Source organism: Streptomyces aurantiogriseus, assembly GCF_014649375.1.
GTDB classification, from domain to species: domain Bacteria; phylum Actinomycetota; class Actinomycetes; order Streptomycetales; family Streptomycetaceae; genus Streptomyces; species Streptomyces aurantiogriseus.
In genome coordinates this window covers 83391-106857 of record NZ_BMSX01000025.1, presented here as the reverse complement: position 1 = coordinate 106857, position 23467 = coordinate 83391, and the positions used below count along the sequence as shown (strand labels likewise).

The window sequence follows — 23467 nt, the reverse complement described above, 5'->3', positions numbered from 1 at the left end:
CCGGGCCGCACCCCTCTCGTGGGGGTGCGGCCCGGCCGTTTCCGCGCACTTATCCTTGACCCATGTACTTCACGGACCGTGGCATCGAAGAGCTGGAGAAGCGGCGCGGCGAGGAGGAGGTCACCTTCGAGTGGCTCGCCGAGCAGCTGCGGACGTTCGTCGATCTGAACCCGGACTTCGAGGTGCCGGTGGAGCGGCTGGCGACGTGGCTGGCTCGGCTGGACGACGAGGACGACGAGTAGGTCGGGCCGGAGGCCTGTCGTCGGGTCGATTCGCGTGTGGGCGCCCCCAGGGGCGCCCTTCGTCGTTGGTACCACTGGAACAGGTGCCTTGCGGTGCCTTGACTTTCGATGGCCGCGATATATCGTGAATTACGGGAGACGCGATATGGCGTGTCCGGGGATGTGATGTCGCGTCGTCGAGGAGGTCTGCACCATGTCCGAGTGGTCCGTCGCTGAGCCCAGCAAGCTCTCCTTCGACGAGCCGGTGAGCGATCTGCACGTCCGGATCGTCGCCGGCACGGTGAACGTGGTGGGGACCGACGAGGGTTCCGCCCGCCTGGAGGTGTCCCGGATCGAGGGACCACCCCTGGTCGTGACCCACCGCGACGGGACCTTGACGGTGGCGTACGAGGATCTGCCCTGGAAGGGCTTCCTCAAGTGGCTCGACCGCAAGGGGTGGCGGCGCAGTGCCGTGGTCTCGCTGGCCGTCCCGGCGGGCACGCGCGTGGAGGTGGGCGCGGTGAGCGCCGGGGCGGTCGTCTCCGGCATCGACGGGCGCGCCGAGGTGAAGGGCGTCTCCGGGGACACGACGCTGGTGCGGCTCACGGGTCCGGTGCGCGCGGACACCGTCTCCGGGAGCGTGGAGGCCCAGGCCCTCACCGGCGACCTGCGTTTCAACTCCGTCTCCGGGGATCTGACCGTGGTCGAGGCGGGCTCCTCCGTGAAGGCCGACTCGGTGAGCGGGTCGATGATCGTCGACCTCGACCCGACGAGCCGCCCCACCGACATCAGCCTGACCAGCGTCTCCGGTGAGATCGCCATCCGGCTGCCGCACCCGGCGGACGCGGAGGTGGAGGCCAACACGGCGAGCGGCTCGGTCTCCAACGCCTTCGAGGACCTCCGGGTCAGCGGCCAGTGGGGCGCCAAGCGCATCACCGGCCGGCTCGGCACGGGCAACGGCAGCCTGAAGGCGACAACCGTCTCCGGCTCGATCGCCCTGCTGCGCCGCCCGCAGGAGGAGGACGAGCCATGGGAGCCGGAGGCGACGGCTCCGGCCAACGGCGCAGCTGCCGCCTCGGGGGACAATTCCTCTCCCGGCCCGGACGACGCGACCTCCTCCGACGGCCCGGCCGACAGCACGACCGACAAGAAGGTGCTCTGACATGCCTCCCGTCTTCGCCCACGGCCGCCTCCGCCTCTATCTGCTGAAGCTCCTGGACGAGGCCCCGCGCCACGGCTACGAGGTGATCCGCCTCCTGGAGGAACGCTTCCAGGGGCTGTACGCGCCGTCGGCGGGCACGGTGTACCCGCGCCTGGCCAAGCTGGAGGCCGAGGGCCTCGTCACCCACACCACCGAGGGCGGCCGCAAGGTCTACGCCATCACCGACGCCGGCCGGGCCGAGCTGGCCGACCGCAGCGGTGAACTGGCCGACCTGGAGCTGGAGATCCACGAGTCGGTCGCGGAGCTGGCCGCGGAGATCCGGGCCGATGTGCGCGGTGCCGCGGGCGACCTGCGCCGCGAGATGCGGGCGGCGGCCTCGGATGCCCGTCGTGGCGCCGGCACGGGCGCCGACGAGTACGGCGGCTACGGAGACCAGGGTGACAAGGAGGCGTGGCGCGTCGCCAAGGAGGAGATGCGCCGCGTCAAGCAGGAGTGGAAGGAACAGGCCCGCCGGGCCAAGGACGAGAGCCGCCGGGCCCGTGAGGAGGCCCAGCGGGCCCGCCGCCAGGCCAAGGAGGCCCAGGACCGGGCCCGCACCCAGGCCCAGGAGGAGGTCCAGCGCATAGCGCGCCGCGTTCAGGAGCAGGTCCAGGACCACTTCGCCCGGGGCGACTGGCCGACGGGAGTCCGCGAGGGCCTGACCGAACTGGCCAAGGAGTTCGGCGAGTTCGGCAAGGACTACGGGAAGGAGTTCGGCAAGGACTTCGGCTTCGGACGCGGCAACGGCGGCGGCAGCGGCGCGGAGAGTCCGGCGGGCAGGGGGCCCGTGTACTCGGAGACCCCGGCGGACTTCCCCGCCGACTACGAGCCGGCCTGGGCCCACGAGGACCCCAGCGGCGACCCGGCCCGCGACCTGGACCGCATGCTGGACCGCTTCCGCGACGACATCCGCGACGCGGCACGCGACCACGGGGTCACAGCCGACCAACTCCGCGACGCCCGCCGGCACCTGTCGACGGCGGCGGCGCACATCGGGGCGATACTGCGGGCACCCAAGGACTGAGCGGGCCGGGACTGAGCGGGCCGGGTTGAGCGGGCCGGGCCTGAGCGAGGCCGGGTTGAGCGAGGCCGGGTTGAGCGAGGCCGGGTTGAGCGAGGCCGGGTTGAGCGAGGCCGGGTTGAGCGAGGCCGGGTTGAGCGAGGCCGGGTTGAGCGAGGCCGGGCAGGGCCGTCGGTGCGCGTCGCGCCGTCGGCGGCCCCCGGACCCGTCCGCTCCGCTCGCCCGCTGAGCACGCCCCCTCAGCCCTTCCGCTCCGCTCGCCCGCTGAGCACGCCCCCTCAGCCCGTCCGCTCCGCTCGCCCGCTGAGCACGCCCCCTCAGCCCTTCCGCTCCGCTCGCCCGCTGAGCACGCCCCCTCAGCCCGTCCGTTCAGCCCGTGCGTTCAGCCCGTCTGCGCCTCTCCCCCGCCGTACACCACCCGGGTCAGGGACGCATGGGTGACGCCGTGGTCGGCGAGGGTTTCGGCGGATGGGCCCGGGCGGGCGGTCAGGGCGAGGAGGCGGTGTTCGTCGCCGATGTGCCGGTCACGGTGGGCCAGGGCGATACGCAAGGACTTCTCGAGGACGTCCTTGGCGTCCCGCCCGAAGCCCGGACGCCCCGTCCACGAGCCCTTGTCCCGCCGGTCCCCGGACATCGCCCCGACGCCGTGCACCTCCTCGACCCGGGAGACGATCTCCGACACGTCGATGCCGAGGCCGGCGAGGGCGTCGGCGTCGGCCCGGGACAGGCCCGCGCGCCGGCGTACCTCCTCCAGCGCCCGCCGTACCGACTCCCTGCGCTCCGCGGTGAGTCCGAGGGCGGTCAGCGCGAAGGATCCGCGGCTCGCCTCATGGTCCAGCAGGGCGAGCAGCAGATGCTCGGGCCCCACGGTCCGCGCTCCCGAGCTCTCGCACTGCCCGACGGCCCCTCGCACCACGGCGCGGGCGTCCTTCGTGAACCGCTCGAACATCACTGCCTCCCGTACTTCTTGTGCACGGCCTGCCTGCTCACTCCGAGTTCCGCGGCGATCTCCTGCCACGACCAGCCCTGGTTGCGGGCACTGCGCACCTGCACCGCCTCCAGCTGCTCCAGCAGCCGGCGCAGGGCGGCGACGGCGCGCAGGCCGACCCGTGGATCGCGGTCGCCGGCGCGCTCGGCGAGATCCGTTGCTTCGGTCATGATGTCAACTTACGTTGACACAAGGAAGGTGTCAACCACCGTTGACATGACGGGCATGCAAAAGGCGGGCCCGAGAACCGGGCCCGCCGTGTGGACGCATCAGGAATGGGTGAGGACGATCTTGCCGAACTGGTCTCCGGACGCGAGCCGTTCGAAGCCCTCGCGGGCGCGGTCGAGCGGAAGGACCTCGTCGATGACGGGGCGGACGCCGGTCGCGGCACAGAAGGAGAGCAGGTCCTCCAGCTCGTCCTTGGTGCCCATCGTGGAGCCGACGACCTTGAGTTCGAGGAAGAAGATGCGGGTGAGCTCGGCGTGCGAAGGCCGGTCGCCGCTCGTCGCGCCGGAGATGACGAGCGTGCCGCCGGGCCGCAGGGACTTCACCGAGTGGGACCAGGTGGCGGCACCGACGGTCTCGATGACGGCGTCGACCCGCTGCGGCAGCCGCGCACCCGGCTCGACGGCCTCGACGGCCCCGAGCTCCAGAGCCCGCTTCCGCTTGGCCTCGTCCCGGCTGGTCGCGAAGACCCGCAGCCCGGCGGCCTTGCCGAGCACGATCGCGGCCGTGGCCACACCACCCCCCGCGCCCTGGACGAGGACGGAGTCGCCGGGGCGCACGCCGGCGTTGGTGAAGAGCATGCGGTACGCCGTCAGCCAGGCGGTGGGCAGACAGGCGGCCTCCGCGAAGGAGAGCTCCTTCGGCTTGGGCAGGATGTTCCAGGTCGGGACGGCGACCTGCTCGGCGAAGGTGCCCTGGTAGCGCTCGGTGAGGATGGAACGGGGCTCGTCGGGCCCGACCCCGTGCCCGGTCTGTCCGATCACGGAGTGCAGGACGACCTCGTTGCCGTCCTCGTCGACACCGGCGGCGTCGCACCCGAGGATCATCGGCAGCTTGTCCTCGGCGAGGCCCACGCCCCGCAGGGACCAGAGGTCATGGTGGTTGAGGGAGGCGGCGCGAACGGTGACGGTACTCCAGCCGGGACGGACCTCGGGGGCCGGACGCTCCCCCAACTCCAGGCCGTTCAGCGGCTGGTCGCGGTCGATTCGAGCGGCGTAGGCGGCGAACATGAAGCCGACGATAGGTTCCGGGAACGGTCGGCGAAACCGGGGCCCACTGTGAGACATGCCCTCTTGCAAAGTCAGCCCGTCGTGGGGGTCCCCCCGCTCATGGGGGTCCCCCGCGCGAGCGAAGCCGAGCGTGGGGGAGAAGCCGAGAGGGGACGAGGCCCGTTCAGGGCCGGTACGGGGGTCCGGGGGCGGGGCCCCGGGGCCGGCGGCCTCGTCATCACCCGAGCGGGCGGGCCCGGTGGGCAGAGAAGCCGGTGGGCAAAGAAACGGCCCCGTCCGAACGGACGGGGCCATTCAGGTGCGCGTCAGCGACGAGCAACGCCCTCGGCACGAGCAGCAGCCGCAACCGCCGCGGTCACCGCGGGTGCCACCCTCTCGTCGAACGGCGACGGAATCACGTAGTCCGCGGCGAGGTCGTCACCGACGACGCCCGCCAGCGCCTCCGCCGCCGCGATCTTCATGCCCTCGGTGATCCGGGACGCCCGCACCTGCAGCGCGCCGGCGAAGATGCCCGGGAACGCCAGCACGTTGTTGATCTGGTTCGGGAAGTCCGACCGCCCGGTCGCGACGACCGCCGCGTACTTGTGGGCGACGTCCGGGTGCACCTCGGGGTTCGGGTTGGCCATGGCGAAGACGAACGCGCCCTCGGCCATCGAGGCGACCGCGGCCTCCGGGACCGTACCGCCCGAGACGCCGATGAAGACGTCCGCGCCGGCCAGCGCGTCCTCGAGCGAGCCGGTGAGGCCCGCCTTGTTGGTGAACCCGGCCAGCTCGCGCTTGACGTCGGTCAGGTCCTCCCGGTCCGCCGAGACGATGCCCTTGCGGTCGGTGACCGCGACGTCCCCGATGCCGGCCTCGACCAGCATCTTGGCGATGGCGACACCGGCCGCGCCGGCGCCCGAGATGACGGCCCGCAGGTCTCCGATGGTCCGCCCGCTCAGCCGCGCCGCGTTCCGCAGCGCCGCCAGCGTCACGACGGCCGTGCCGTGCTGGTCGTCGTGGAAGACCGGGATGTCCAGCGCCTCCTGGAGCCGGCGCTCGATCTCGAAGCACCGAGGCGCCGAGATGTCCTCCAGGTTGACTCCGCCGAACGAGGGCGCGAGGCGCACCACGGTCTCGACGATCTCGTCCACGTCCGTGCAGGCGAGCGCGATCGGAACCGCGTCCACACCGCCGAACTGCTTGAAGAGGATGGCCTTGCCTTCCATGACCGGAAGGGAGGCCTCCGGCCCGATGTCCCCGAGGCCGAGCACCGCCGTGCCGTCGGTGACGACGGCGACGACGGACGACTTCCAGGTGTAGTCGTTCACCAGCTCCGGCTGTTCCGCGATCGCGGTGCACACGCGCGCGACGCCGGGCGTGTAGGCGAGGGACAGGTCGTCCTTGTCGCGGACCGGGACGGTGGCCTGCACGGCCATCTTGCCGCCCCGGTGCAGCGCGAACGCCGGGTCGAACGAGTCGAGGGGCTCCGCACCGCCCTCCTGGCCCGTATGGTCCGTTTCGCTCTCGCTGCGAGGATTGACGATCTCCGCTGCCACTTGTCTTACCCCTTAGGTGTTCATGGTTTGAGGGTGGCCACTCCTGGTGAGAAGTGGGCGGGCACCGCGCAGGACCCAGCGGTGATACGTACGGGCACCTGTGCGTCGGGCGCGCCGCACACGCGCCCTGAGCCCCGGATGAGGGGTGTAAAGAACCTTCTTACCGGACGGACACCACCGACGACGAGTCCAATCCGTGCAAGGTCACATACCGCATCTTGCAGAACTCCCACAGACCCGGGCGCCGTGTCGGCCACCTCGCCTCCGCAGTCATATCCCCGTGACATGACTCATGCGCAAAGAGCGGACCAGTATCGGACAAACGCTTGACACGGACTCAAGTCAGCGTACTGACCGCACAACAACCGACCACATCGTGAGATGAACCGAAGATCTTCCGGCCGGAAGGGCAGATTCCCGCAGATGGTGCGGCCTGGTCCGGCCGTGTTGTACCGGACTGGTGCGGTTCGGGGGTCGCCCGTTATCCGATTTTGACATGGGTGGCCCCCTGAATGGCGTCGTCCGAATGGCAAGATGCCGGTAATCACACGAGGTCGCGACACCCGAAGGTGTGTGTTCTCGTCGACCCATCGGCATCTCCATCCATCCGCCGGAGGCACTCACCATGACCGCACGCTCCATCCGCCGTACCACCGCCGCGCGCACCCGGCTAGCCGCGGTCGGTTCCCTCGCGGTCGCGGGCGCCCTGCTGCTCACCGCCTGCGGTGACCAGACCGACAGCGGCAGCGGCAGCAGCACCTCCGAAAGCACGGACAAGGCCAGCACCGCGCCCCTCTTCTCCAAGCTCCCGAAGGAGATCCAGGACAAGGGCGTCATCCAGGTCGGCACCAACGCCGAGTACGCCCCGATGGAGTACGTCGAGGGCGGCAAGATCGTCGGCGTCGACCCCGACATCGCGGCGGCGCTCGGCAAGCAGCTCGGCGTCGAGTTCAAGTTCACCTCCGGCGCCTTCGACGGCCTGATCACCGCGGTCAACACCGGCCGCTACGACATCGCGATGTCGTCGATCACCGACAACAAGCAGCGCCAGGAGGGCCTGGACGAGAGCGGCAAGAAGCTCGGCGAGGGCGTCGACTTCGTCGACTACTTCACCGCCGGCACGGCCGTCTACGTCAAGAAGGGCAACCCCAAGGGCGTCAAGTCCATCGAGGACCTCTGCGGCCAGACCGCCGCGGTGCAGCGGGGCACCACGTACGAGCAGGCCCTGAAGGACCAGTCCAAGAAGTGCACGGACGGCGGCAAGAAGGCCATCAAGATCGAGTCGTTCGAGAACGACACCGAGGCCCAGACCCGAGTGAAGTCGGGCGGCGCCGTGGCCGGCGTCAACGACTACCCGGTCGCCGTGGACATGGCCCGCAAGGCCGACGGCGGCAACGCCTTCGAGGTCATCGGCGAGCAGTACGACGCCGGCCCCTTCGGCATCGTCGTCGACAAGCAGAACACCCAGCTGCGCGACGCCCTCAAGGAGGCCGTCGACGCGATCATCAAGGACGGTTCGTACCAGAAGGTGCTGGAGAAGTGGGGCGCCCAGAGCGGTGCGATCCAGGCCGCGGCGATCAACAGCGGCAAGTGATCTCCCAGCACCACTGAAGGGCAGTCCCCATGACTGACAAGCTCGACAAGTCCGGCGCGGGCGCGCCGCCGGCGGACCAGCCGCCGGTGGCCAAGGACTCGGCGTTCTCCGGCCCGCCGGAGGCCATCAAGGCCATTCCGGTGCGCCACTACGGCCGCTGGGTCAGCGCCGTCGTCGTCCTCGCGCTCCTGGCGCTGCTCGTCCAGGCGTTCGCGAACGGCGACATCCGCTGGCAGGCGGTGTCCGACAAGCTGTTCGACTCGACCGTGGTCGCGGGCGCCGGCCGTACGCTGCTCATCAGCCTTCTGTCGATGGTGCTCGGCGTCGTCCTGGGCGTCGTCCTGGCCGTGATGCGGCTGTCGAAGAACCCGGTCACCAGCAGTGTGGCCTGGCTGTACATCTGGTTCTTCCGCGGCACACCGGTCTACGTGCAGCTGCTGATGTGGTTCAACCTGGCGCTGATCTTCCCCGTCCTGAACCTCGGTCCGATCTACAAGGACGAGATGACGGACGTCATGACGCCGTTCATGTGCGCCCTGCTCGGCCTCGGCCTGAACGAGGCCGCGTACATGGCCGAGATCTGCCGCGCCGGCCTGCTGGCCGTCGACGAGGGGCAGACGGAGGCGGCCCACGCCCTGGGCATGAGCCACGGCAAGACGCTGCGCCGGATCGTCATCCCGCAGGCCATGCGGGTGATCGTGCCGCCGACCGGCAACGAGTTCATCAACATGCTGAAGACCTCGTCGCTGGTGTACGCGGTGACGTACAACGAGCTGCTGCGCTCGACCTCGGTGATCGGTTCCCAGTCGTACGCCGTGATGGAGATGCTCTTCGTCGCCTCGATCTGGTACCTGGTCATGACCAGCGTGTTCAGCGTTTTCCAGTACTACCTGGAGCGGTACTACGCGCGTGGCTCCAGCCGGAGCCTGCCGCCGACCGTCTTCCAGAAGATCAAGATGAACCTGTCCGCCAAGGGCAGCCCGAGGGGAGCCGTGTGATGACCGCCATGGTGAAGGCCGAGGGCGTCCACAAGTCCTTCGGCGCGGTCGAGGTCCTCAAGGGCATCGACCTGGAGGTCCAGTCCGGCGAGGTGTTCTGCCTGATCGGCCCCTCGGGCTCCGGCAAGTCGACCTTCCTCCGGTGCATCAACCACCTGGAGAAGATCAACGCCGGTCGCCTGTACGTCGACGGCGAGCTGGTCGGCTACCGCCAGAAGGGCGACAAGCTGTACGAGCTCAAGGACAGCGAGGTCGCGCTGAAGCGCCGGGACATCGGCATGGTGTTCCAGCGGTTCAACCTCTTCCCGCACATGACGGCGGTGGACAACGTCATCGAGGCCCCGGTCCAGGTCAAGGGTGCGAACAGGGCCCAGGCCAAGGAGCGCGCCATGCAGCTGCTGGACCGGGTGGGCCTGGCCGACAAGGCCGGGAACTACCCCTCGCAGCTCTCCGGCGGCCAGCAGCAGCGCGTCGCCATCGCCCGGGCCCTGGCCATGGACCCGAAGCTGATGCTGTTCGACGAGCCGACCTCGGCCCTCGACCCGGAGCTGGTCGGTGACGTCCTCGACGTCATGCGCGACCTGGCCGAGTCCGGTATGACGATGGTCGTCGTCACCCACGAGATGGGCTTCGCCCGCGAGGTCGGCGACAGCCTGGTCTTCATGGACGGCGGTGTGGTCGTCGAGTCCGGCAACCCGCGCGACGTCCTCACGGACCCGCAGCACGAGCGGACGAAGGCGTTCCTGTCCAAGGTGCTGTAACCGGCGGCGGTACGGCGAAGGGGGCGGTACGGGAATCCCGTACCGCCCCCTTTTCAGCGCCGGCCAACCGTCCAGCCCGTCCGGTGCTTGAGGACGAGGCCCGTTCAGGGCCGAAGCGGGGGTCCGGGGGCGGCAGCCCCTGGTGCGGTCACTTCAACGCGAGCAACAGCGTGTCCGAGGGCGAGGCCCACACCGGCCGCGCCTCCCCGAACCCCTTCTCGCGCAGCACGCGCGCGTGCCAGGCCGCGGACGGCATGTCGCCGTCGGCGTGCTCGCCGTAGATCGCGAAGCGGCGGGCGGTGGGCTCGGCGAGGACGGGGTCGGCGGCGGCCAGCTGCCACCACTCGGACCAGTCGACGGTGCCGGCCGCCCTGGCCTGATCCATACCGGCGTGGCGCTGTGCGCGCTCGGCCGCGTTGATCCGGGGCGTGCCCTCGTCGATCATGTGGTCCGCGTTCATGAAGACACCGCCGTCGCGGACGAGTCCCGCGACCTGACCGTAGAGGGCCTCGAGGGGATCACGGTGCAGCCAGTGCAGGGCGGTGGCGGTGAGGACGGCGTCGTAGGAGTCGTACGGCAGTCGCGCCGGCCAGTCCGAATCCTTGAGGTCGGCGGTCACCAGGGTGACGCGGTCGTCGTCCGCGAAGGTGCCCTCGGCGATGGCGAGGAGGGCCGGGTCGAGGTCGACGCCGGTACTGGTGGCCTCGGGGAATCTGGCCAGCAGCCGGGCGGTGATGCTGCCGGTGCCGCAGGCGAGGTCGAGGACGCGGGGCGCGGTGCCGACGAGGGCCTCGACCATGTCGAGCATGATCCGGAAGCGGTCCTCCCGGTCGGGCATGTACCACTCCTGCTGCCGGTCCCAGCTCTCCTGCCATGCCTGCCAGTCGGCGCCGATACTCATGGTCATGGGAGCCCCCTCTTCAGTCGCAGACGTAATACCCTGGAAGCACGATCAGCTATTACCCGACCGCACCCACGACCATAGAGCCCCTTCGTAAGGACTACAAGTGGAACTGGCCTATTACTCGGACTACGCCGTACGCCTCGTGAACACCGAGGAACCGGTCCGGGGCACGGACACGCTCACCTCCGTCGAGGCCGTCCGGGACCTGTTCGGCGGAAACCGGTCGGCGGCCCGCCGCGCCACGGACGCGGACGTGACCCGCTTCCGCTCGGTACGGGCCCGGCTGCGCGCGGTCTTCGAGGCGGCCGACACGGGCGACGAGACCCTCGCGGTGGACCTGCTGAACTCACTCCTCCTGGAGTTCCCGGTCAGCCCGCAGATCTCCGGCCACGACTTCCGCGACGACGACGGCCGCCCGCTGTGGCACATGCACCTGGCCGACCACCCGTCGAACGCGACCGCGGGCTACGCGGCCATCGCCGCGATGGGCCTGGCCTTCCATCTGACGGAATACGGCGTGGACCGCCTGGGCCTGTGCGAGGCGGCCCCGTGCCGCAACGCCTACCTGGACACGTCCACGAACCGCTCCCGGCGCTACTGCTCCGACCGCTGCGCCACCCGCGCCAACGTGGCCGCCTACCGTGCCCGCAAGCGCCTGGAGGCCGACCGGTCGGCCAGTACGGGCCTGGCCGCCGACAGCGCCCAGCGCAGCACCGCCAGCGGCGAGCGCTGATCCCGCTTCAGCGGCCGGTAGCGGAACCGCACCGTGCCGAGGATCAGCTCGTCGGGCACGGTCCCGTAGTCGGTGCTGTCGCCACCGGCGTAAGCGTTGTCCCCGAGGACCCACCAGCCGCCCTCACGGCGCTCCGCGGCCCGTTTCACGACGAGCAGGTCCTGCTGGAAGGGATGCCTCAGCACGACCACGTCTCCGGGCCTGACCCTGGCGCCGTACTGCAGCACCAGCTGGTCCCCGTGGTGCAGCGTGGGCACCATGGACGGACCGGTCACCTCGGCCAGTCCGAAGGGCGCGGCCCCCCTCCCGCGCTCGGTCTCCCGCGACAGCTCCGGCATCGCCGGCACCTCCCCTGGTCCGTTCCTCCACCAGTCTCAGTCTGACCCCCGACTTTTGTCCTAAGCCCATGGGGGCACTCGCGAAAACCCGTCTTGCAGGGAGTAATGTCCCACCTGAGAAGACGATCACGAGGAAGGAACGCTCCATGCTTTCCCGCCTGTTTGCCCCCAAGGTCAAGGTCAGCGCACACTGCGACCTGCCCTGCGGTGTGTACGACCCGGCCCAGGCCCGCATCGAGGCGGAGTCGGTGAAGGCCGTGCAGGAGAAGATGGCCGCCAACGACGACCCGCACTTCCAGGCGCGCGCCACCGTCATCAAGGAGCAGCGCGCCGAGCTCGCGAAGCACCACGTCTCCGTGCTGTGGAGCGACTACTTCAAGGCCCCGCACTTCGAGAAGTACCCGCAGCTGCACCAGCTCGTCAACGACACCCTGAAGGCCCTGTCGGCCGCCAAGGGCTCGACGGACCCCAAGACCGGTGAGAAGGCCCTGGAGCTGATCGCCGAGATCGACAAGATCTTCTGGGAGACCAAGAAGGCCTGACACCCCAAGGCCACCCCGTGACCCGCGGTCGGTGCACCACCGCAGGTCGGGGAGATCCCGAAGGGGCCCGGTCGGAATCCCGACCGGGCCCCTTCGGCGTACCGCGGGTCAACGGCGGCTGCGGCGGCCTTCAGTGGAACTGCGGCACGATCAAGTAGATCCCGTACGCCACCACCGCCGCACACGCGAGGAAGCACAGCCCCGCCTGGGTCAGCCCCAGGGCGGAGGCGGCGCCGGGCCTCTCCCGGGTGTCCTCGACGCGGGCGAGGCCCAGGACGCCGAGGGAGAAGACGACGACCACCGCGACGGTGACGCCGAGGCTCACCGCGGCGACCTGGCCGAGGGCGCTCCAGTTCAGTTGCATGGCGTGAACTCCCGGTTTCTCAGGCGGCCTTGCCGACCGGCGTCGGCGTCGCGGTGCGGAGGGTGACGTCGTGGGCGTCGTTGACGTTGTGCGCGCTCACGGGGTTGCGGCGGGAGACGAGGACGATGCCTCCGGCGAGCGCGGCGCCGACCAGGGCGACGACCGCCGTACCGACGTCCCCGCCGTGGGTGACCGCGCTCGCGGCGAGGCCGCCGACCAGGGCCGCGGCCGGCAGCGTGATCAGCCAGGCGATCACCATGCGGCCCGCGACGCCCCAGCGCACCTCCGCGAGCCGTCGGCCCAGACCGGCGCCCAGGATGCTGCCGGAGGCGACCTGGGTGGTGGAGAGGGCGAAGCCGAGGTGGGCGGAGGTGAGGATGACGGTCGTGGAGGCCGTCTCGGCGGCGAAGCCCTGGGGGGACTGGATCTCCGTGAGGCCCTTGCCCATCGTGCGGATGATCCGCCAGCCGCCCAGGTAGGTGCCGAGGCCGATGGCGAGCCCCGCGGACGCGATGACCCACAGCGGCGGTCCGGCGTCATGGCCGAGCGCGCCCGCCGAGATGAGGGTGAGGGTGATGACGCCCATGGTCTTCTGCGCGTCGTTGGTGCCGTGGGCGAGGGAGACCAGGGAGGCGGAGGCGATCTGCCCGAGCCGGAAGCCCTTGGTCACCGACTTCGCGCGGGCCCGGGCGGTCAGTCGGTAGGCGAAGTAGGTCGCGATCAGCGCCGCCGCGCCCGCCACCAACGGCGAGGCCACGGCCGGGATCAGTACCTTCTCGACCACCTTGTCGAAGTTCACGCCGTGGGACCCGGCCCCCACCCACACGGCCCCGATCAGCCCGCCGAACAGCGCGTGCGACGAGCTCGACGGCAGTCCCAGCAGCCAGGTGAGCAAATTCCAGAGAATCGCCCCGACCAGCCCCGCGAAGATCATCCCCGGTGTGACGAGGGCGTCGTCCACGATGCCGCCCGAGATGGTCTTGGCCACTTCCGTGGACAGGAAGGCGCCGACAACGTTGAGGACACCGCTGATCAGCACGGCCGTTCTGGGCCTGAGCGCACCGGTGGCGATGGAGGTGGCCATCGCGTTCGCCGTGTCGTGGAATCCGTTGGTGAAGTCGAAGGCCAGCGCCGTGACGATGACCACCGCCACCAGGAACGTAATGTGATCCATTCCCCTATGCAAACAAGCGCAGACCAATCCCGGGCCAACCCCAGGCAAAGGCAGGCCCAGGAACACGCGCACGAGTGAGGGAGACGGCCCGGACGCCTCCCGGAAGGGGGCCGCCGGGGTGCGTGAAGACCCAGGAGATGCGCCGGGACGACCGCCCTACGATCACCCCATGAGCATCCGCATCCGCTGGACGTACGCCTTCGTCGACCGGCCCGCCGAGCGCTTCGAGCGGGCCTGCGCGTTCTGGACCGCCGTCACGGACACGCGCCTGTCCGAACTCCGCGGCGAGAAGGACGAGTTCGTCACCCTGCTGCCGGAGGGCGCCGACGCGTGCGTGAAGGCGCAAGGGGTCGCCGAGGGCAACGGCGGGGCGCATCTGGACTTCTGCGTCGAGGACATGCCCGGCTTCGTACGGGCCGCGCTGGAGCTCGGCGCGGAGACGGTCGCCCCGCACGACGGCTGGACCGTCCTGCGCTCCCCCGCCGGGCAGTTGTTCTGCGCGGTGCCCTGGCACGGCGAGTCCGTCCGCCCGCCCGTGGTGTCCGGCAGCCGCCTGGACCAGGTCTGCGTGGACATCCCTCCGTCCGCGTACGACACCGAAGTCGCCTTCTGGAGCGGTCTGTTGCCCGAGTGGACGGCCCGGCCGGGTTCCCTGCCCGAGTTCCACGTCGTCGCTCCGCCGCCCGGGCTGCCGATCCGCATCCTCCTCCAGCGGCTGGACGAGGAGCGCCCCGTCTCCGCCCACCTGGACCTGGCCTGCGGCCCGGACATCGACGCCGTACGCACCCGGCACGAGCGGCTCGGCGCGACCCTCGTCGCCGCCCACTCCCACTGGACGGTGCTGCGCGACCCGGCGGGCGGCCTGTACTGCCTGACCGGACGGGACCCGGAGACGGGCGGGCTACGGACGGGGGGCGACGGTCAGCGGTTCGTCGTGTAGGCGGTCGCGTAGACGCACTGGACCTGCAGGCCCGGCTCCTCCGGCGGACAGGCGTAGTCGCCCACCTCCACGCCCAGCAGCGGCGCCGGAGACTCCTCCGTCTCGTACCGGCCGCGCGTTTCCGGGGGCTCGGCGGAGTCCTGCAGCCACAGGGTCAGACCGCCCCCGACGGCAGCCGTCACCGCCCACACGACCACGGCCCACCGCCATAACCGTCGGCGGCTTCCCCCTGCGTCCGTCACGTCCGCCCCTCCCCGTTCGGCCATCGGGGCCACGCTAGCCCCTGGGGCCGTGCGTCACGAGGTCGGGGCGGCGGGGGTGCCGGCCTGTTCCGGCTGCTCGGGAGAGTGCTGCTCGGAGTGGCCGTGCGGCTCGGAATGGCCGTGGTGCTCGGAGTGGCCGTGGTGCTCGACGCCGGCCTCGACGTACGCCTCGCACTCGGGGTTGTGGCACGGGCCGGCAACCCAGCGCGGGACCCAGGCGCCCAGCGTCTTGTGGCGCCGGACGACGGTATCTACGGACTGCCCGCAGGCGGGACAGACGTGTTGTTCCCTGTCCATGTCACCAGGGTAGGCCGGTCACCACCTGCCTGCGTAGACGTGTGCCGGCACTCCTTCGGAGAAAGCGCGCGAACGTCGGCAGCCGGAGCAGAGGCGGGTCCCGCACATCGTGGGGTTGTGCGGGACCCGCCGGGCCGGAGCCCCCGGAGACCGTACGGAGTCAGGAGCCGTACGGTCCCAGGGGCGCCGGGGTCTTCAGGGCACGGTCAGGACGCTCACGCGCTGCGCCGTGTCACGAACTCCGCCAGCGACAGCAGGCCGTCCGCGGCCTCGGGGTCCGGGATCGCCCGGGCCAGTTCGGACATCGCGCGGGCCATCCGGTCGGCCGCCTGTTCCTGCGCCCAGGCCCGCCCGCCGGCCCGTTCGACGGCCAGCGTGGTCCGCTCCAGGTCCCGCCGGTCGTACGGCAGCGCGTACAGCTCTGCCAGTTCCGCGGCGGCCTGGGTGCCGGAGGCGAGCGCGGCGACCACCGGCAGGGACTTCTTGCGGGCCGCCAGGTCGGCGCCAGCCGGCTTGCCGGTGTGCCGCGGGTCGCCCCATATGCCGATCACGTCGTCGATGAGCTGGAAGGCGAGACCGGCCTCACGGCCGAACGCGTCCAGCGCCTCGACGTCCTCCCCGGATGCCCCGGCGTACAGCCCGCCGAGGGCGCAGGCGCAGCCGAGCAGCGCGCCGGTCTTGGCCTCGGCCATGGCGATCACCTCGTCGAGGGTGACCTCGGCGGGGCCCCGTTTCTCCATGGCCGTGTCCGCCTGCTGGCCGGCGCACAGTTCGACCACGCAGGCCGCGAGCCGGGCGGCGGCCCCGGGGGACGCCGGGTGCGGGTCCTCGGCGAGCAGGCCGAGGGCCAGCGCCTGGAGGGCGTCGCCGGCGAGGATCGCGTCGGCGTCGCCGAACACGGTCCAGGCGGTGGGGCGGTGCCGGCGTGTGGTGTCCCGGTCCATCACGTCGTCGTGCAGCAGCGTGAAGTTGTGGATCAGTTCCACCGCCGCGGCGGCCCCTACGGCCGCCGCGCGGGCCCCCGGACCGCCGAGGGCGGTGGCCGCGGCGAGGACGAGGGCGGGGCGGATCGCCTTGCCCGCGTTGCCCGCGGCCGGGGTGCCGTCCACGTGCTCCCAGCCGAAGTGGTAGAGCGCGATCCGGCGCATCGAGCCGGGCAGCGAGTCGAGGGCCGCGCGCAGGGCCGGGTCCACCGACGCGCGGGCGTCCTCCAGGATCGCCGCCGCCTCCTGCCCGTCGAACGCTCCCGGCCCGCTCCGGCTCCCGATGAACCCCCTCCTTTCGCTTTCGCGCGTCTTGGCGGAGTGCGGCCTGGCCTCCGTCACGAAATCGGTCATGGAGTCCCCCTCGCAGGGTCCGCGGACGGTGGCGAGTGCGCTCCCACCCGGCGCGTACGCCCTGGCTGTACCCGCCCCAGCGGGCGGGGACACGGCGTGCACACGGGCGAGGTCACCGCCAGCGGCCGATCTCGACGTTCTCCAGGACGCCCAGCGCGTCCGGTACCAGCACCGCGGCCGAGTAGTAGGCCGTGACCAGGTACTTGATGATGGCCTGTTCGTTGATGCCCATGAACCGCACGGACAGGCTCGGCTCGATCTCGTCCGGGATGCCGGACTGGCGCAGGCCGATGACGCCCTGGTCCTGCTCGCCGAGACGCATCGCGATGATCGAGCTGGTGCGGGCCTCGGTGACCGGGATCTTGTTGCACGGGTAGATCGGCACCCCGCGCCAGGTGGGGATCCGGTTGCCGCCGACGTCGATCGTCTCGGGGACGAGCCCGCGCTTGTTCAGCTCGCGGCCGAACGCGGCGATCGCGCGCGGGTGGGCGAGGAACAGCTTGGTGCCGCGGCGCCTGCTGAGCAGCTCGTCCATGTCGTCGGGGCTGGGCACGCCGTCGTGCGGCTGGATCCGCTGGTCGTACTCGCAGTTGTGGAGGAGTCCGAACTCACGGTTGTTGACCAGCTCGTGCTCCTGGCGCTCCTTCAGCGCCTCGACCGTCAGCCGCAGCTGCTGCTCGGTCTGGTTCATCGGCTGGTTGTAGAGGTCGGCCACGCGCGTGTGGATGCGCAGCACGGTCTGGGCGATGCTCAGTTCGTACTCGCGGGGCCGGGCGTCGTAGTCGACGAACGTGTGCGGGATGTCCGGCTCGCCGGCGTGGCCCGCGGCCAGGTCGACGGCCTTCTCGCCGTACTTGTTGGTGCGCTGGTGGGGGATCGCGCGCTGTCGCTGGAGGTGTGCGCGCAGGGAGTCCGCGCGTTCCGCGACCTGCTCGAAGTCCTGGCGGGACAGGATCAGCACCGTGCTGGCCGTGTGGGCGCGGGCGGTGTACTCCCAGATGCAGTCCCCGTCGAGCAGCGCCTGGTCGCCGAAGTAGGCGCCGTCGGCGAGGACCCCGAGGACCTGGTCGTCGCCGTAGGGGCCGGTGCCGACCTTCTCGACCCTGCCGTGCGCCAGCAGGTAGACCCCGTCGGTCCGGCTGCCGAAGGAGGCGATGACCTCGCCCGGGGCGTACTCCCGCTGACTGCAGCGCTGGGCCAGCTCCGAGAGCACCTCATCGTCCTCGTACGAGCGCAGTGCGGGCAGTTCGCCCAGCTCGGCGGGGATGACCTCGACGCGGTCGCCGGTCTTGACGAACGTGATCCGGCCGTCGCCGATCGCGTACGTCAGCCGCCGGTTCACTCGGTACGTGCCGCCCTGCACATCCACCCAGGGCAGCATCCGCAGCAGCCAGCGGGAGCTGATCTCCTGCATCTGCGGTGCGGACTTGGTCGTGGTGGCCAGGTTCCGCGCGGCCGCGGTGCCGAGACTCTGCTGCGGCTTGACCTGCTCGGTGCGGACCTCTTCGCCTACCGACATAGAGAAATGCCCTCCCAGTCATGCACAGGCGCCGTACTGCGCCGATGCACTGTTCTCGCAGGGCAAGCCTTCCATCACTCAGCGTGCTCGTGCCATTACACGAACGAGCGGGAATGGATCATCGTCGGTCTGGGCAGAGCGCACTTTCGCACCGAACGGTGTTCGACAATGGCCTGGTGACCGGCCCCGCCCCCTTCGATCCCGCCGCCCTGCGCCCCCGGCTCCCCTCCCCTCTCCAGGAGGTGTCCGACGACCGGTTCGCCCGGCACGGCGTACGACTGCTGCTGAAGCGGGACGACCTGATCCACCCGGACCTGATCGGCAACAAGTGGCGCAAGCTGGTGCCCAACCTGGAGGCGGCGGCCGGACGGCCGGTCCTGACCTTCGGCGGCGCCTACTCCAACCATCTGCGGGCCACGGCCGCCGCCGGCCGTCTCCTCGGGCTCCCCACCGTGGGCGTGGTGCGCGGCGACGAGCTCGCGGGCCGGCCCCTGAACCCCTCCCTGGCCCGCTGTGCGGCCGACGGGATGCGGCTGCACTTCGTCGACCGGTCGACCTACCGCCGCAAGACCCACCCCGACACCCGCGCGGCCGTCCTGCGCGCGGCCGACGCCGAGGACGCGTACGTCGTCCCCGAGGGCGGCAGCAACGCGGTGGCCGTGCGCGGCTGCCGCGCACTCGGCGAGGAGTTGCGCGACCACGCCGACGTCGTCGCCCTCGCCTGTGGCACCGGCGGCACCCTCGCGGGCCTCGCCGCCGGCCTGGGCCCCGGCCGACGGGCCCTGGGCATACCGGTCCTGAAGGGCGGCTTCCTGGCCGCCGCGACACGGGCACTGCAGACGGAGGCCTTCGGTGGCCCCCGCGGTGACTGGCAGCTCGACGAACGCTTCCACTTCGGCGGCTATGCCCGCACCACCCCCGCCCTCGACGCCTTCGCCGCGGACTTCGAGGAACGCCATGGCCTGCCCGTCGAGCGCCTCTATGTCGCCAAGTTGCTGTACGGACTTGTCGCTCTCGCCGACGAGGGCGCCTTCCCGCGCGGCACGCGCCTCGCGGCCGTGGTGACGGGGGCTCCGTTCGTGAGCTGAGGGGTCGCCCGCAGGGGGCCGTGGCAGGCGCCCGACGAGCACTGACGCGTACGGACCGCCACGGTGCGTGAAACGGACACCGTGTCCGGCAGAGGCTGCGGCACGCGCGCGTGAGGCGCGGCGGTCTGCCGCCGGGGTCGCGTCGGCTCCGGTGCCGGCCCGTCCCTACCCCACCTCCCGGAAAGCCGCCGCCTCCTCCAGGTCCAGTCTGCGCAGCAGTGTGCGGAGCATCTCGTCGTCGATGTAGCGGCCGTCGCGGAGGCGGACGAAGACCTCGCGTTCGGCGCTGATCATCTCGCGGGACAGACGGCGGTAGGTGTCGTCGACGGTTTCGCCGGTGACCGGGTTGGTCTGGCCGAGGCGTTCCCAGACGGCGTTGCGGCGGCGTTCCAGGACGGTGCGCAGGCGGTCGGCGAGGGGTGGGGGCAGGGCGTTGCGTTCGTCGGAGAGGAGGGCGTCCAGGCGCTCCTCGGCGACCCGGGAGGCCTGCGCCTGCGCGTTGGCCTCGGCGAGCGTCGCGGCCTGCGGGTCGGGACCGGGGAACTTCAGCAGGCGGATCAGCGGGGGCAGGGTCAGGCCCTGCACGACCAGCGTTCCGATGACCGTGGTGAAGGTGAGGAAGAGGATGAGGTTGCGGTGCGGGAAGGGGGCGTCGCCGTGGTCGACGGTGAGCGGGATGGAGAAGGCGATGGCGAGCGAGACCACGCCCCGCATGCCGGCCCAGGCGATGACGATCGGCCCCCGCCAGGTCGGGTTGTCCTCACGCTCGCGGATGCGGGCCCACAGCAGCCGCGGCAGGAAGGTCGCCGGGTACACCCACAGGAAGCGGGCCGCGACGACCACGAGGAAGAGGGCGACGGCGTACCAGGCCGCGTCCAGGCCCTCGTAGGCGCCGAGCCCCCGTAGGACGACCGGGAGTTGCAGGCCGATCAGGGCGAAGACCGCCGACTCCAGGACGAAGGCGACCATCTTCCACACCGCCTCCTCCTGGAGGCGGGTGGCGAAGTCGACCTCCCACGCGCGGTGGCCGAGGTAGAGGGCGACGACGACCACGGCGATGACACCCGAGGCGTGGAACTGTTCGGCGGCCGCGTACGCGACGAACGGGATCAGCAGGGAGAGCGTGTTCTGGAGCAGGGGCTCCTTGAGATGCGTGCGCAGCCAGTGGAGAGGGGCCATGAGGATCAGACCGACGGCCGTGCCGCCCACCGCCGCCAGCAGGAACTCCGCGATACCGCCGGCCCAGGACGCGCCCTCGCCGACCACGACCGCGAGGGCCACCTTGTAGGCGGTGATCGCGGTGGCGTCGTTCAGGAGTGACTCGCCCTGGAGGATCGTGGTGATCCTCGACGGCAGTCCGACCCGGCGTGCCACGGCCGTCGCCGCGACCGCGTCCGGCGGTGCCACCACCGCGCCGAGCACCAGCGCCGCGGTCAGCGGCAGTCCGGGAACGAGCAGGTGGGCGGCCCAGCCGACGACGACGGTCGCGAAGAGCACGTACCCGACCGACAGCAGCGCCACGGGCCGCACCTGTGCGCGCAGGTCGAGGTAGGAGCTGTCGGTGGCCGACGTGTACAGCAGCGGGGGCAGCAGGAGCGGCAGGACGACGTCGGGGTCGAGGGTGTAGTCGGGGACGCCCGGGACGTACGACACGGCCAGACCGACGGCGACCAGGAGCAGCGGGGCGGGCACCGGGGTGCGCCGGGCGGCCCCGGCGATCGCCGCACTGCCCGCCACCAACAACAGCAGTGGCATCACGTCCATGTCTCGCCCACCCTAGTTTTTCCGCGCGGGCGTCCGCACGCCCGTCGTAATCTGGCAATCATGAAACAGTGCACGCACGCCGACGCGCTGTCGCACCCCGATCCGGATCCGCTCAGCGAGACGTGTCTGGAATGCCTGCGCGACGGCTCCCACCCGGTGCAGCTGCGGTTGTGTCTGACGTGCGGCCACGTCGGCTGCTGCGACTCCTCGCCGGGACGGCACGCCACGGAGCACCACAAGGATTCGGGCCACCCGGTCATGCGGACCTTCGAACCCGGCGAGAGCTGGCGCTGGTGCTTCGTCGACCACGTGCTCGTATGAGCCGGTCCGAGGACGGCCCGTCCGTTCAGCGGGTACGGTTCGAGCATCTGACGCCTGGGTACGTCAACCCGGCGCGCCCTCTTCCCTTTGGGGCCCGCAGACCTCTAGACACGGAGCGTGTTCACAGCTTTACTGTGAGTGACGCCAGGGGGTTGGGGTCCCGGGGACAGCACACTTGAGAGCGCGATAGCGTCACCGCTGCACCACACACGCGTTACCCCGGGGGGCGACCCTCGGCCCCGAAAAGCTTGTACCACCTTGGAGGTGAGGGTGTCCCAGATCGCAGGCGAGCCCGCGACCCAGGACTTCGTGGAAGTCCGGCTGCCGGCTGCGGGTGCCTACCTGTCGGTGCTGCGGACGGCCACGGCCGGCCTCGCGGCCCGTTTGGACTTCACCCTGGACGAGATCGAGGACCTGCGCATCGCGGTGGACGAGGCCTGCGCGATCCTGCTCCAGCAGGCCGTGCCCGGCTCGGTGCTCAGCTGTGTCTTCCGTCTGGTCGACGACTCGCTCGAGGTCACCGTCTCGGCGCCGACCACGGACGGCCACGCCCCTTCGCGGGACACCTTCGCCTGGACCGTGCTGTCCGCCCTCGCGGGCAAGGTCTCCTCCGCCGTGGACAAGGACAAAACCGTTTCGATCAGCCTCTACAAACAGCGCGGCGCGGGACCCGGGCCGGCGTGAGGAACGGGGACGGGCCGGTGCGGGACGAAGAGCGCGGCACACGGGAGCTGTCGGCCGAGGACGCCGGGAATCCCTCTCCGGGCGGTTCCCGACGCATGGCGGACGGCATCGACGGCATTCCCGAGCAGGCCCGGCCGCACCCGGAGGACGACTCGGCCTCCGTGGAGGCCGACTGCCCGGACAGTGCCGTGCAGGACTCGCCTCCGGAGAGGCGGATCGGGGGTGCTCCCGGCCATGGGGGTCCCCCCGCTCGAGCGAAGTCGAGAGTGGGGGATGAGGCGAAGGCTCGACAGAGGGCGACGGGCGGGACGATGAGCGAGCACGAGCGAGACGACGACCAGAGCGTGCCGGGCACGCGGCACGAGCCTCAGGACCGCGGGCCTCAGGACCGCAGCGGGGCGAAGGCGCTGTTCGTCGAGCTGCGCACGCTGAGCGAGGGCAGCCCGGAGTACGCGGAGCTGCGCAACCAGCTGGTCCGGATGCATCTGCCGCTCGTCGAGCACCTCGCGCGCCGCTTCCGCAACCGTGGAGAGCCGCTGGACGATCTCACCCAGGTCGCCACCATCGGCCTGATCAAGTCCGTCGACCGCTTCGATCCGGACCGCGGGGTGGAGTTCTCCACGTACGCGACTCCGACGGTCGTCGGCGAGATCAAGCGGCACTTCCGCGACAAGGGCTGGGCGGTGCGGGTGCCGCGCAGGCTGCAGGAGCTGCGGCTGGCGCTGACGACGGCGACGGCCGAGCTGTCACAGCTGCACGGCCGCTCCCCCACCGTCCATGAGCTCGCCGAGAAGCTGGCGATCTCGGAGGAGGAGGTCCTGGAGGGCCTGGAGTCGGCCAACGCGTACTCCACGCTGTCGCTGGACGTCCCCGACACCGACGACGAGTCTCCGGCGGTGGCGGACACGCTGGGCGCGGAGGACGAGGCGCTGGAGGGCGTCGAGTACCGGGAGTCCCTCAAGCCGCTGCTCGAGGACCTTCCGCCGCGCGAGAAGCGGATCCTGCTCCTGCGGTTCTTCGGCAACATGACCCAGTCGCAGATCGCGCAGGAGGTCGGCATCTCGCAGATGCACGTCTCGCGCCTGCTGGCGCGCACACTGGCGCAGCTGCGGGAGAAGCTGCTGGTCGAGGAGTGACGGCCGCTCGAGAAGCGGCGGCTACTTCTGGGCGCCGGTGCCGACGTTGCCGGGCCCCCGGATTCCGAGGGCCCGGGTCGTCTCGGGGTTGAGGAGCAGGACGAGCGCGGCGACGGCGACGACCGCGAGCGCGATGCCCGCCGGGATCGCCATGCTGTCGGCCTGCAGCAGGGTGTAGGCCACGGGCAGCGCCATGATCTGCGTGACCACGGCCGGCCCCCGGCTCCAGCTCCGTCGGGCCAGCAGCCCCCGGGCGGCGAGCAGCGGCAGCAGCGCGAGCACGACCAGTGTCACCGCTCCGGTGACGGCCTGCTGCCGGTCGTCCGGATCCCCGGTCACCCCGAGGACGAGCATCCACACCCCACCCACGAGCACCGCCAGCCCCTCCAAGGCGGCGAGCGCGGCGGCGTACGTCAGACGGCGCGGGCGGGGGCCTGCGGTTTCCGGGGCGACGGGGTTCTGCTCACTGCTCACCCCTGAAGGGTAGCCCTCGGCCCGACCGCGCC

At 71.1% G+C, this 23467-nt stretch carries 27 protein-coding genes; 13 read left to right on the top strand and 14 right to left on the bottom strand.

Features of this window, described 5'->3' with window-relative positions; genetic code table 11:
* The first annotated feature begins 62 nt into the window (after positions 1–62).
* The 3 genes from IE263_RS38940 (at position 63) to IE263_RS38930 (ending at position 2446) form a co-directional block, all read left to right on the top strand.
* Positions 63–242 carry a DUF6104 family protein gene (locus IE263_RS38940; protein ID WP_003992906.1) on the top strand — a complete coding sequence of 60 codons (180 nt, stop codon included), beginning with the start codon at positions 63–65 and terminating at the stop codon, positions 240–242.
* A 193-nt stretch (positions 243–435) separates the two neighbouring features.
* Positions 436–1383 (top strand): DUF4097 family beta strand repeat-containing protein, encoded by a 948-nt coding sequence (locus tag IE263_RS38935; protein ID WP_189942816.1) that lies wholly within the window; start codon positions 436–438, stop codon positions 1381–1383.
* Between the two features lies 1 nt (position 1384).
* The gene (locus IE263_RS38930; protein WP_189942815.1) at positions 1385–2446 is read left to right on the top strand and encodes a helix-turn-helix transcriptional regulator; all 1062 of its coding nucleotides are present in this window, start codon (positions 1385–1387) and stop codon (positions 2444–2446) included.
* A 379-nt stretch (positions 2447–2825) separates the two neighbouring features.
* Here IE263_RS38930 and IE263_RS38925 read toward each other — a convergent pair whose 3' ends face one another.
* From IE263_RS38925 to IE263_RS38910, 4 genes are all read right to left on the bottom strand, one after another.
* Positions 2826–3392: a Clp protease N-terminal domain-containing protein gene (locus IE263_RS38925; RefSeq protein WP_189942814.1), complete on the bottom strand. Its 567-nt coding sequence runs from the start codon at positions 3390–3392 to the stop codon at positions 2826–2828.
* Positions 3392–3601, bottom strand: a complete 210-nt coding sequence (locus IE263_RS38920; protein WP_018571396.1) for a helix-turn-helix domain-containing protein — start codon at positions 3599–3601, stop codon at positions 3392–3394. The genes IE263_RS38925 and IE263_RS38920 overlap by 1 nt, the downstream gene beginning before the upstream one ends.
* Before the next feature lie 99 nt (positions 3602–3700).
* Complete coding sequence (locus tag IE263_RS38915) at positions 3701–4666, bottom strand: zinc-binding dehydrogenase (protein WP_189942813.1); 966 nt, start codon at positions 4664–4666, stop codon at positions 3701–3703.
* 305 nt (positions 4667–4971) lie between these two features.
* The gene (locus IE263_RS38910; RefSeq protein ID WP_189942812.1) at positions 4972–6204 is read right to left on the bottom strand and encodes an NAD(P)-dependent malic enzyme; all 1233 of its coding nucleotides are present in this window, start codon (positions 6202–6204) and stop codon (positions 4972–4974) included.
* Positions 6205–6829: 625 nt separating this feature from the next.
* Here IE263_RS38910 and IE263_RS38905 point away from each other — a divergent pair.
* The 3 genes from IE263_RS38905 to IE263_RS38895 are packed head-to-tail and all read left to right on the top strand — an operon-like array spanning position 6830 to position 9557.
* Complete coding sequence (locus IE263_RS38905; RefSeq protein WP_189942811.1) at positions 6830–7798, top strand: ABC transporter substrate-binding protein; 969 nt, start codon at positions 6830–6832, stop codon at positions 7796–7798.
* A gap of 29 nt (positions 7799–7827) precedes the next feature.
* Positions 7828–8796 carry an amino acid ABC transporter permease gene (locus tag IE263_RS38900; RefSeq protein WP_189942810.1) on the top strand — a complete coding sequence of 323 codons (969 nt, stop codon included), beginning with the start codon at positions 7828–7830 and terminating at the stop codon, positions 8794–8796.
* On the top strand, positions 8796–9557 hold the full coding sequence (locus tag IE263_RS38895; RefSeq protein WP_308430800.1) for an amino acid ABC transporter ATP-binding protein: 762 nt from the start codon (positions 8796–8798) through the stop codon (positions 9555–9557). The genes IE263_RS38900 and IE263_RS38895 overlap by 1 nt, the downstream gene beginning before the upstream one ends.
* Before the next feature lie 148 nt (positions 9558–9705).
* Here IE263_RS38895 and IE263_RS38890 read toward each other — a convergent pair whose 3' ends face one another.
* Positions 9706–10464 carry a class I SAM-dependent methyltransferase gene (locus IE263_RS38890; RefSeq protein ID WP_189942809.1) on the bottom strand — a complete coding sequence of 253 codons (759 nt, stop codon included), beginning with the start codon at positions 10462–10464 and terminating at the stop codon, positions 9706–9708.
* A gap of 100 nt (positions 10465–10564) precedes the next feature.
* Between IE263_RS38890 and IE263_RS38885 the strand changes: the two genes are divergently transcribed.
* Positions 10565–11194 (top strand): CGNR zinc finger domain-containing protein, encoded by a 630-nt coding sequence (locus tag IE263_RS38885; protein ID WP_189942808.1) that lies wholly within the window; start codon positions 10565–10567, stop codon positions 11192–11194.
* On the opposite strand, the gene sodX is transcribed toward IE263_RS38885, so the two are convergent.
* Positions 11098–11532, bottom strand: a complete 435-nt coding sequence (sodX, locus tag IE263_RS38880) for a nickel-type superoxide dismutase maturation protease (protein WP_189942807.1) — start codon at positions 11530–11532, stop codon at positions 11098–11100. The genes IE263_RS38885 and sodX overlap by 97 nt on opposite strands.
* 146 nt (positions 11533–11678) lie before the next feature.
* On the opposite strand from sodX, the gene sodN reads away from it, so the two are divergent.
* The gene (gene sodN, locus IE263_RS38875; protein ID WP_189942806.1) at positions 11679–12074 is read left to right on the top strand and encodes a superoxide dismutase, Ni; all 396 of its coding nucleotides are present in this window, start codon (positions 11679–11681) and stop codon (positions 12072–12074) included.
* 130 nt (positions 12075–12204) lie between these two features.
* On the opposite strand, the gene IE263_RS38870 is transcribed toward sodN, so the two are convergent.
* Positions 12205–12438, bottom strand: coding sequence for a hypothetical protein (locus tag IE263_RS38870; RefSeq protein WP_189942805.1), 234 nt, complete (start codon positions 12436–12438; stop codon positions 12205–12207).
* 19 nt (positions 12439–12457) lie between these two features.
* Positions 12458–13612, bottom strand: a complete 1155-nt coding sequence (locus tag IE263_RS38865) for an inorganic phosphate transporter (protein WP_189942804.1) — start codon at positions 13610–13612, stop codon at positions 12458–12460.
* Positions 13613–13781: 169 nt separating this feature from the next.
* Between IE263_RS38865 and IE263_RS38860 the strand changes: the two genes are divergently transcribed.
* Positions 13782–14552 carry a VOC family protein gene (locus IE263_RS38860; RefSeq protein ID WP_373312235.1) on the top strand — a complete coding sequence of 257 codons (771 nt, stop codon included), beginning with the start codon at positions 13782–13784 and terminating at the stop codon, positions 14550–14552.
* On the opposite strand, the gene IE263_RS38855 is transcribed toward IE263_RS38860, so the two are convergent.
* The 4 genes from IE263_RS38855 to IE263_RS38840 form a co-directional block, all read right to left on the bottom strand.
* A complete protein-coding gene (locus IE263_RS38855) occupies positions 14534–14818 on the bottom strand; it encodes a hypothetical protein (RefSeq protein WP_189942857.1) in 285 nt (94 codons plus the stop codon). The genes IE263_RS38860 and IE263_RS38855 overlap by 19 nt on opposite strands.
* Before the next feature lie 30 nt (positions 14819–14848).
* Positions 14849–15112 carry a hypothetical protein gene (locus tag IE263_RS38850; RefSeq protein ID WP_189942856.1) on the bottom strand — a complete coding sequence of 88 codons (264 nt, stop codon included), beginning with the start codon at positions 15110–15112 and terminating at the stop codon, positions 14849–14851.
* Between the two features lie 215 nt (positions 15113–15327).
* Entirely contained in the window at positions 15328–16449 is a 1122-nt protein-coding gene (locus tag IE263_RS38845; RefSeq protein ID WP_189942803.1) for a family 2 encapsulin nanocompartment cargo protein polyprenyl transferase, read from the bottom strand.
* A 112-nt stretch (positions 16450–16561) separates the two neighbouring features.
* Positions 16562–17968, bottom strand: a complete 1407-nt coding sequence (locus tag IE263_RS38840; RefSeq protein WP_189942802.1) for a family 2B encapsulin nanocompartment shell protein — start codon at positions 17966–17968, stop codon at positions 16562–16564.
* Between the two features lie 113 nt (positions 17969–18081).
* Here IE263_RS38840 and IE263_RS38835 point away from each other — a divergent pair, with 113 nt between their 5' ends.
* Positions 18082–19056 carry a 1-aminocyclopropane-1-carboxylate deaminase/D-cysteine desulfhydrase gene (locus IE263_RS38835; protein ID WP_189942801.1) on the top strand — a complete coding sequence of 325 codons (975 nt, stop codon included), beginning with the start codon at positions 18082–18084 and terminating at the stop codon, positions 19054–19056.
* A gap of 165 nt (positions 19057–19221) precedes the next feature.
* Here IE263_RS38835 and IE263_RS38830 read toward each other — a convergent pair whose 3' ends face one another.
* On the bottom strand, positions 19222–20820 hold the full coding sequence (locus tag IE263_RS38830) for a Na+/H+ antiporter (RefSeq protein WP_189942800.1): 1599 nt from the start codon (positions 20818–20820) through the stop codon (positions 19222–19224).
* 60 nt (positions 20821–20880) lie between these two features.
* Between IE263_RS38830 and IE263_RS38825 the strand changes: the two genes are divergently transcribed.
* The 3 genes from IE263_RS38825 to IE263_RS38815 all read left to right on the top strand — a co-directional run bounded on the left by IE263_RS38825 (position 20881) and on the right by IE263_RS38815 (position 22961).
* A complete protein-coding gene (locus tag IE263_RS38825; RefSeq protein ID WP_189942799.1) occupies positions 20881–21141 on the top strand; it encodes a UBP-type zinc finger domain-containing protein in 261 nt (86 codons plus the stop codon).
* 270 nt (positions 21142–21411) lie between these two features.
* On the top strand, positions 21412–21825 hold the full coding sequence (locus IE263_RS38820) for an ATP-binding protein (protein ID WP_003992877.1): 414 nt from the start codon (positions 21412–21414) through the stop codon (positions 21823–21825).
* The gene (locus tag IE263_RS38815; RefSeq protein WP_189942798.1) at positions 21822–22961 is read left to right on the top strand and encodes an RNA polymerase sigma factor SigF; all 1140 of its coding nucleotides are present in this window, start codon (positions 21822–21824) and stop codon (positions 22959–22961) included. The genes IE263_RS38820 and IE263_RS38815 overlap by 4 nt, the downstream gene beginning before the upstream one ends.
* Before the next feature lie 21 nt (positions 22962–22982).
* Here IE263_RS38815 and IE263_RS38810 read toward each other — a convergent pair whose 3' ends face one another.
* The gene (locus IE263_RS38810; RefSeq protein WP_189942797.1) at positions 22983–23435 is read right to left on the bottom strand and encodes a hypothetical protein; all 453 of its coding nucleotides are present in this window, start codon (positions 23433–23435) and stop codon (positions 22983–22985) included.
* Positions 23436–23467: the final 32 nt, after the last annotated feature.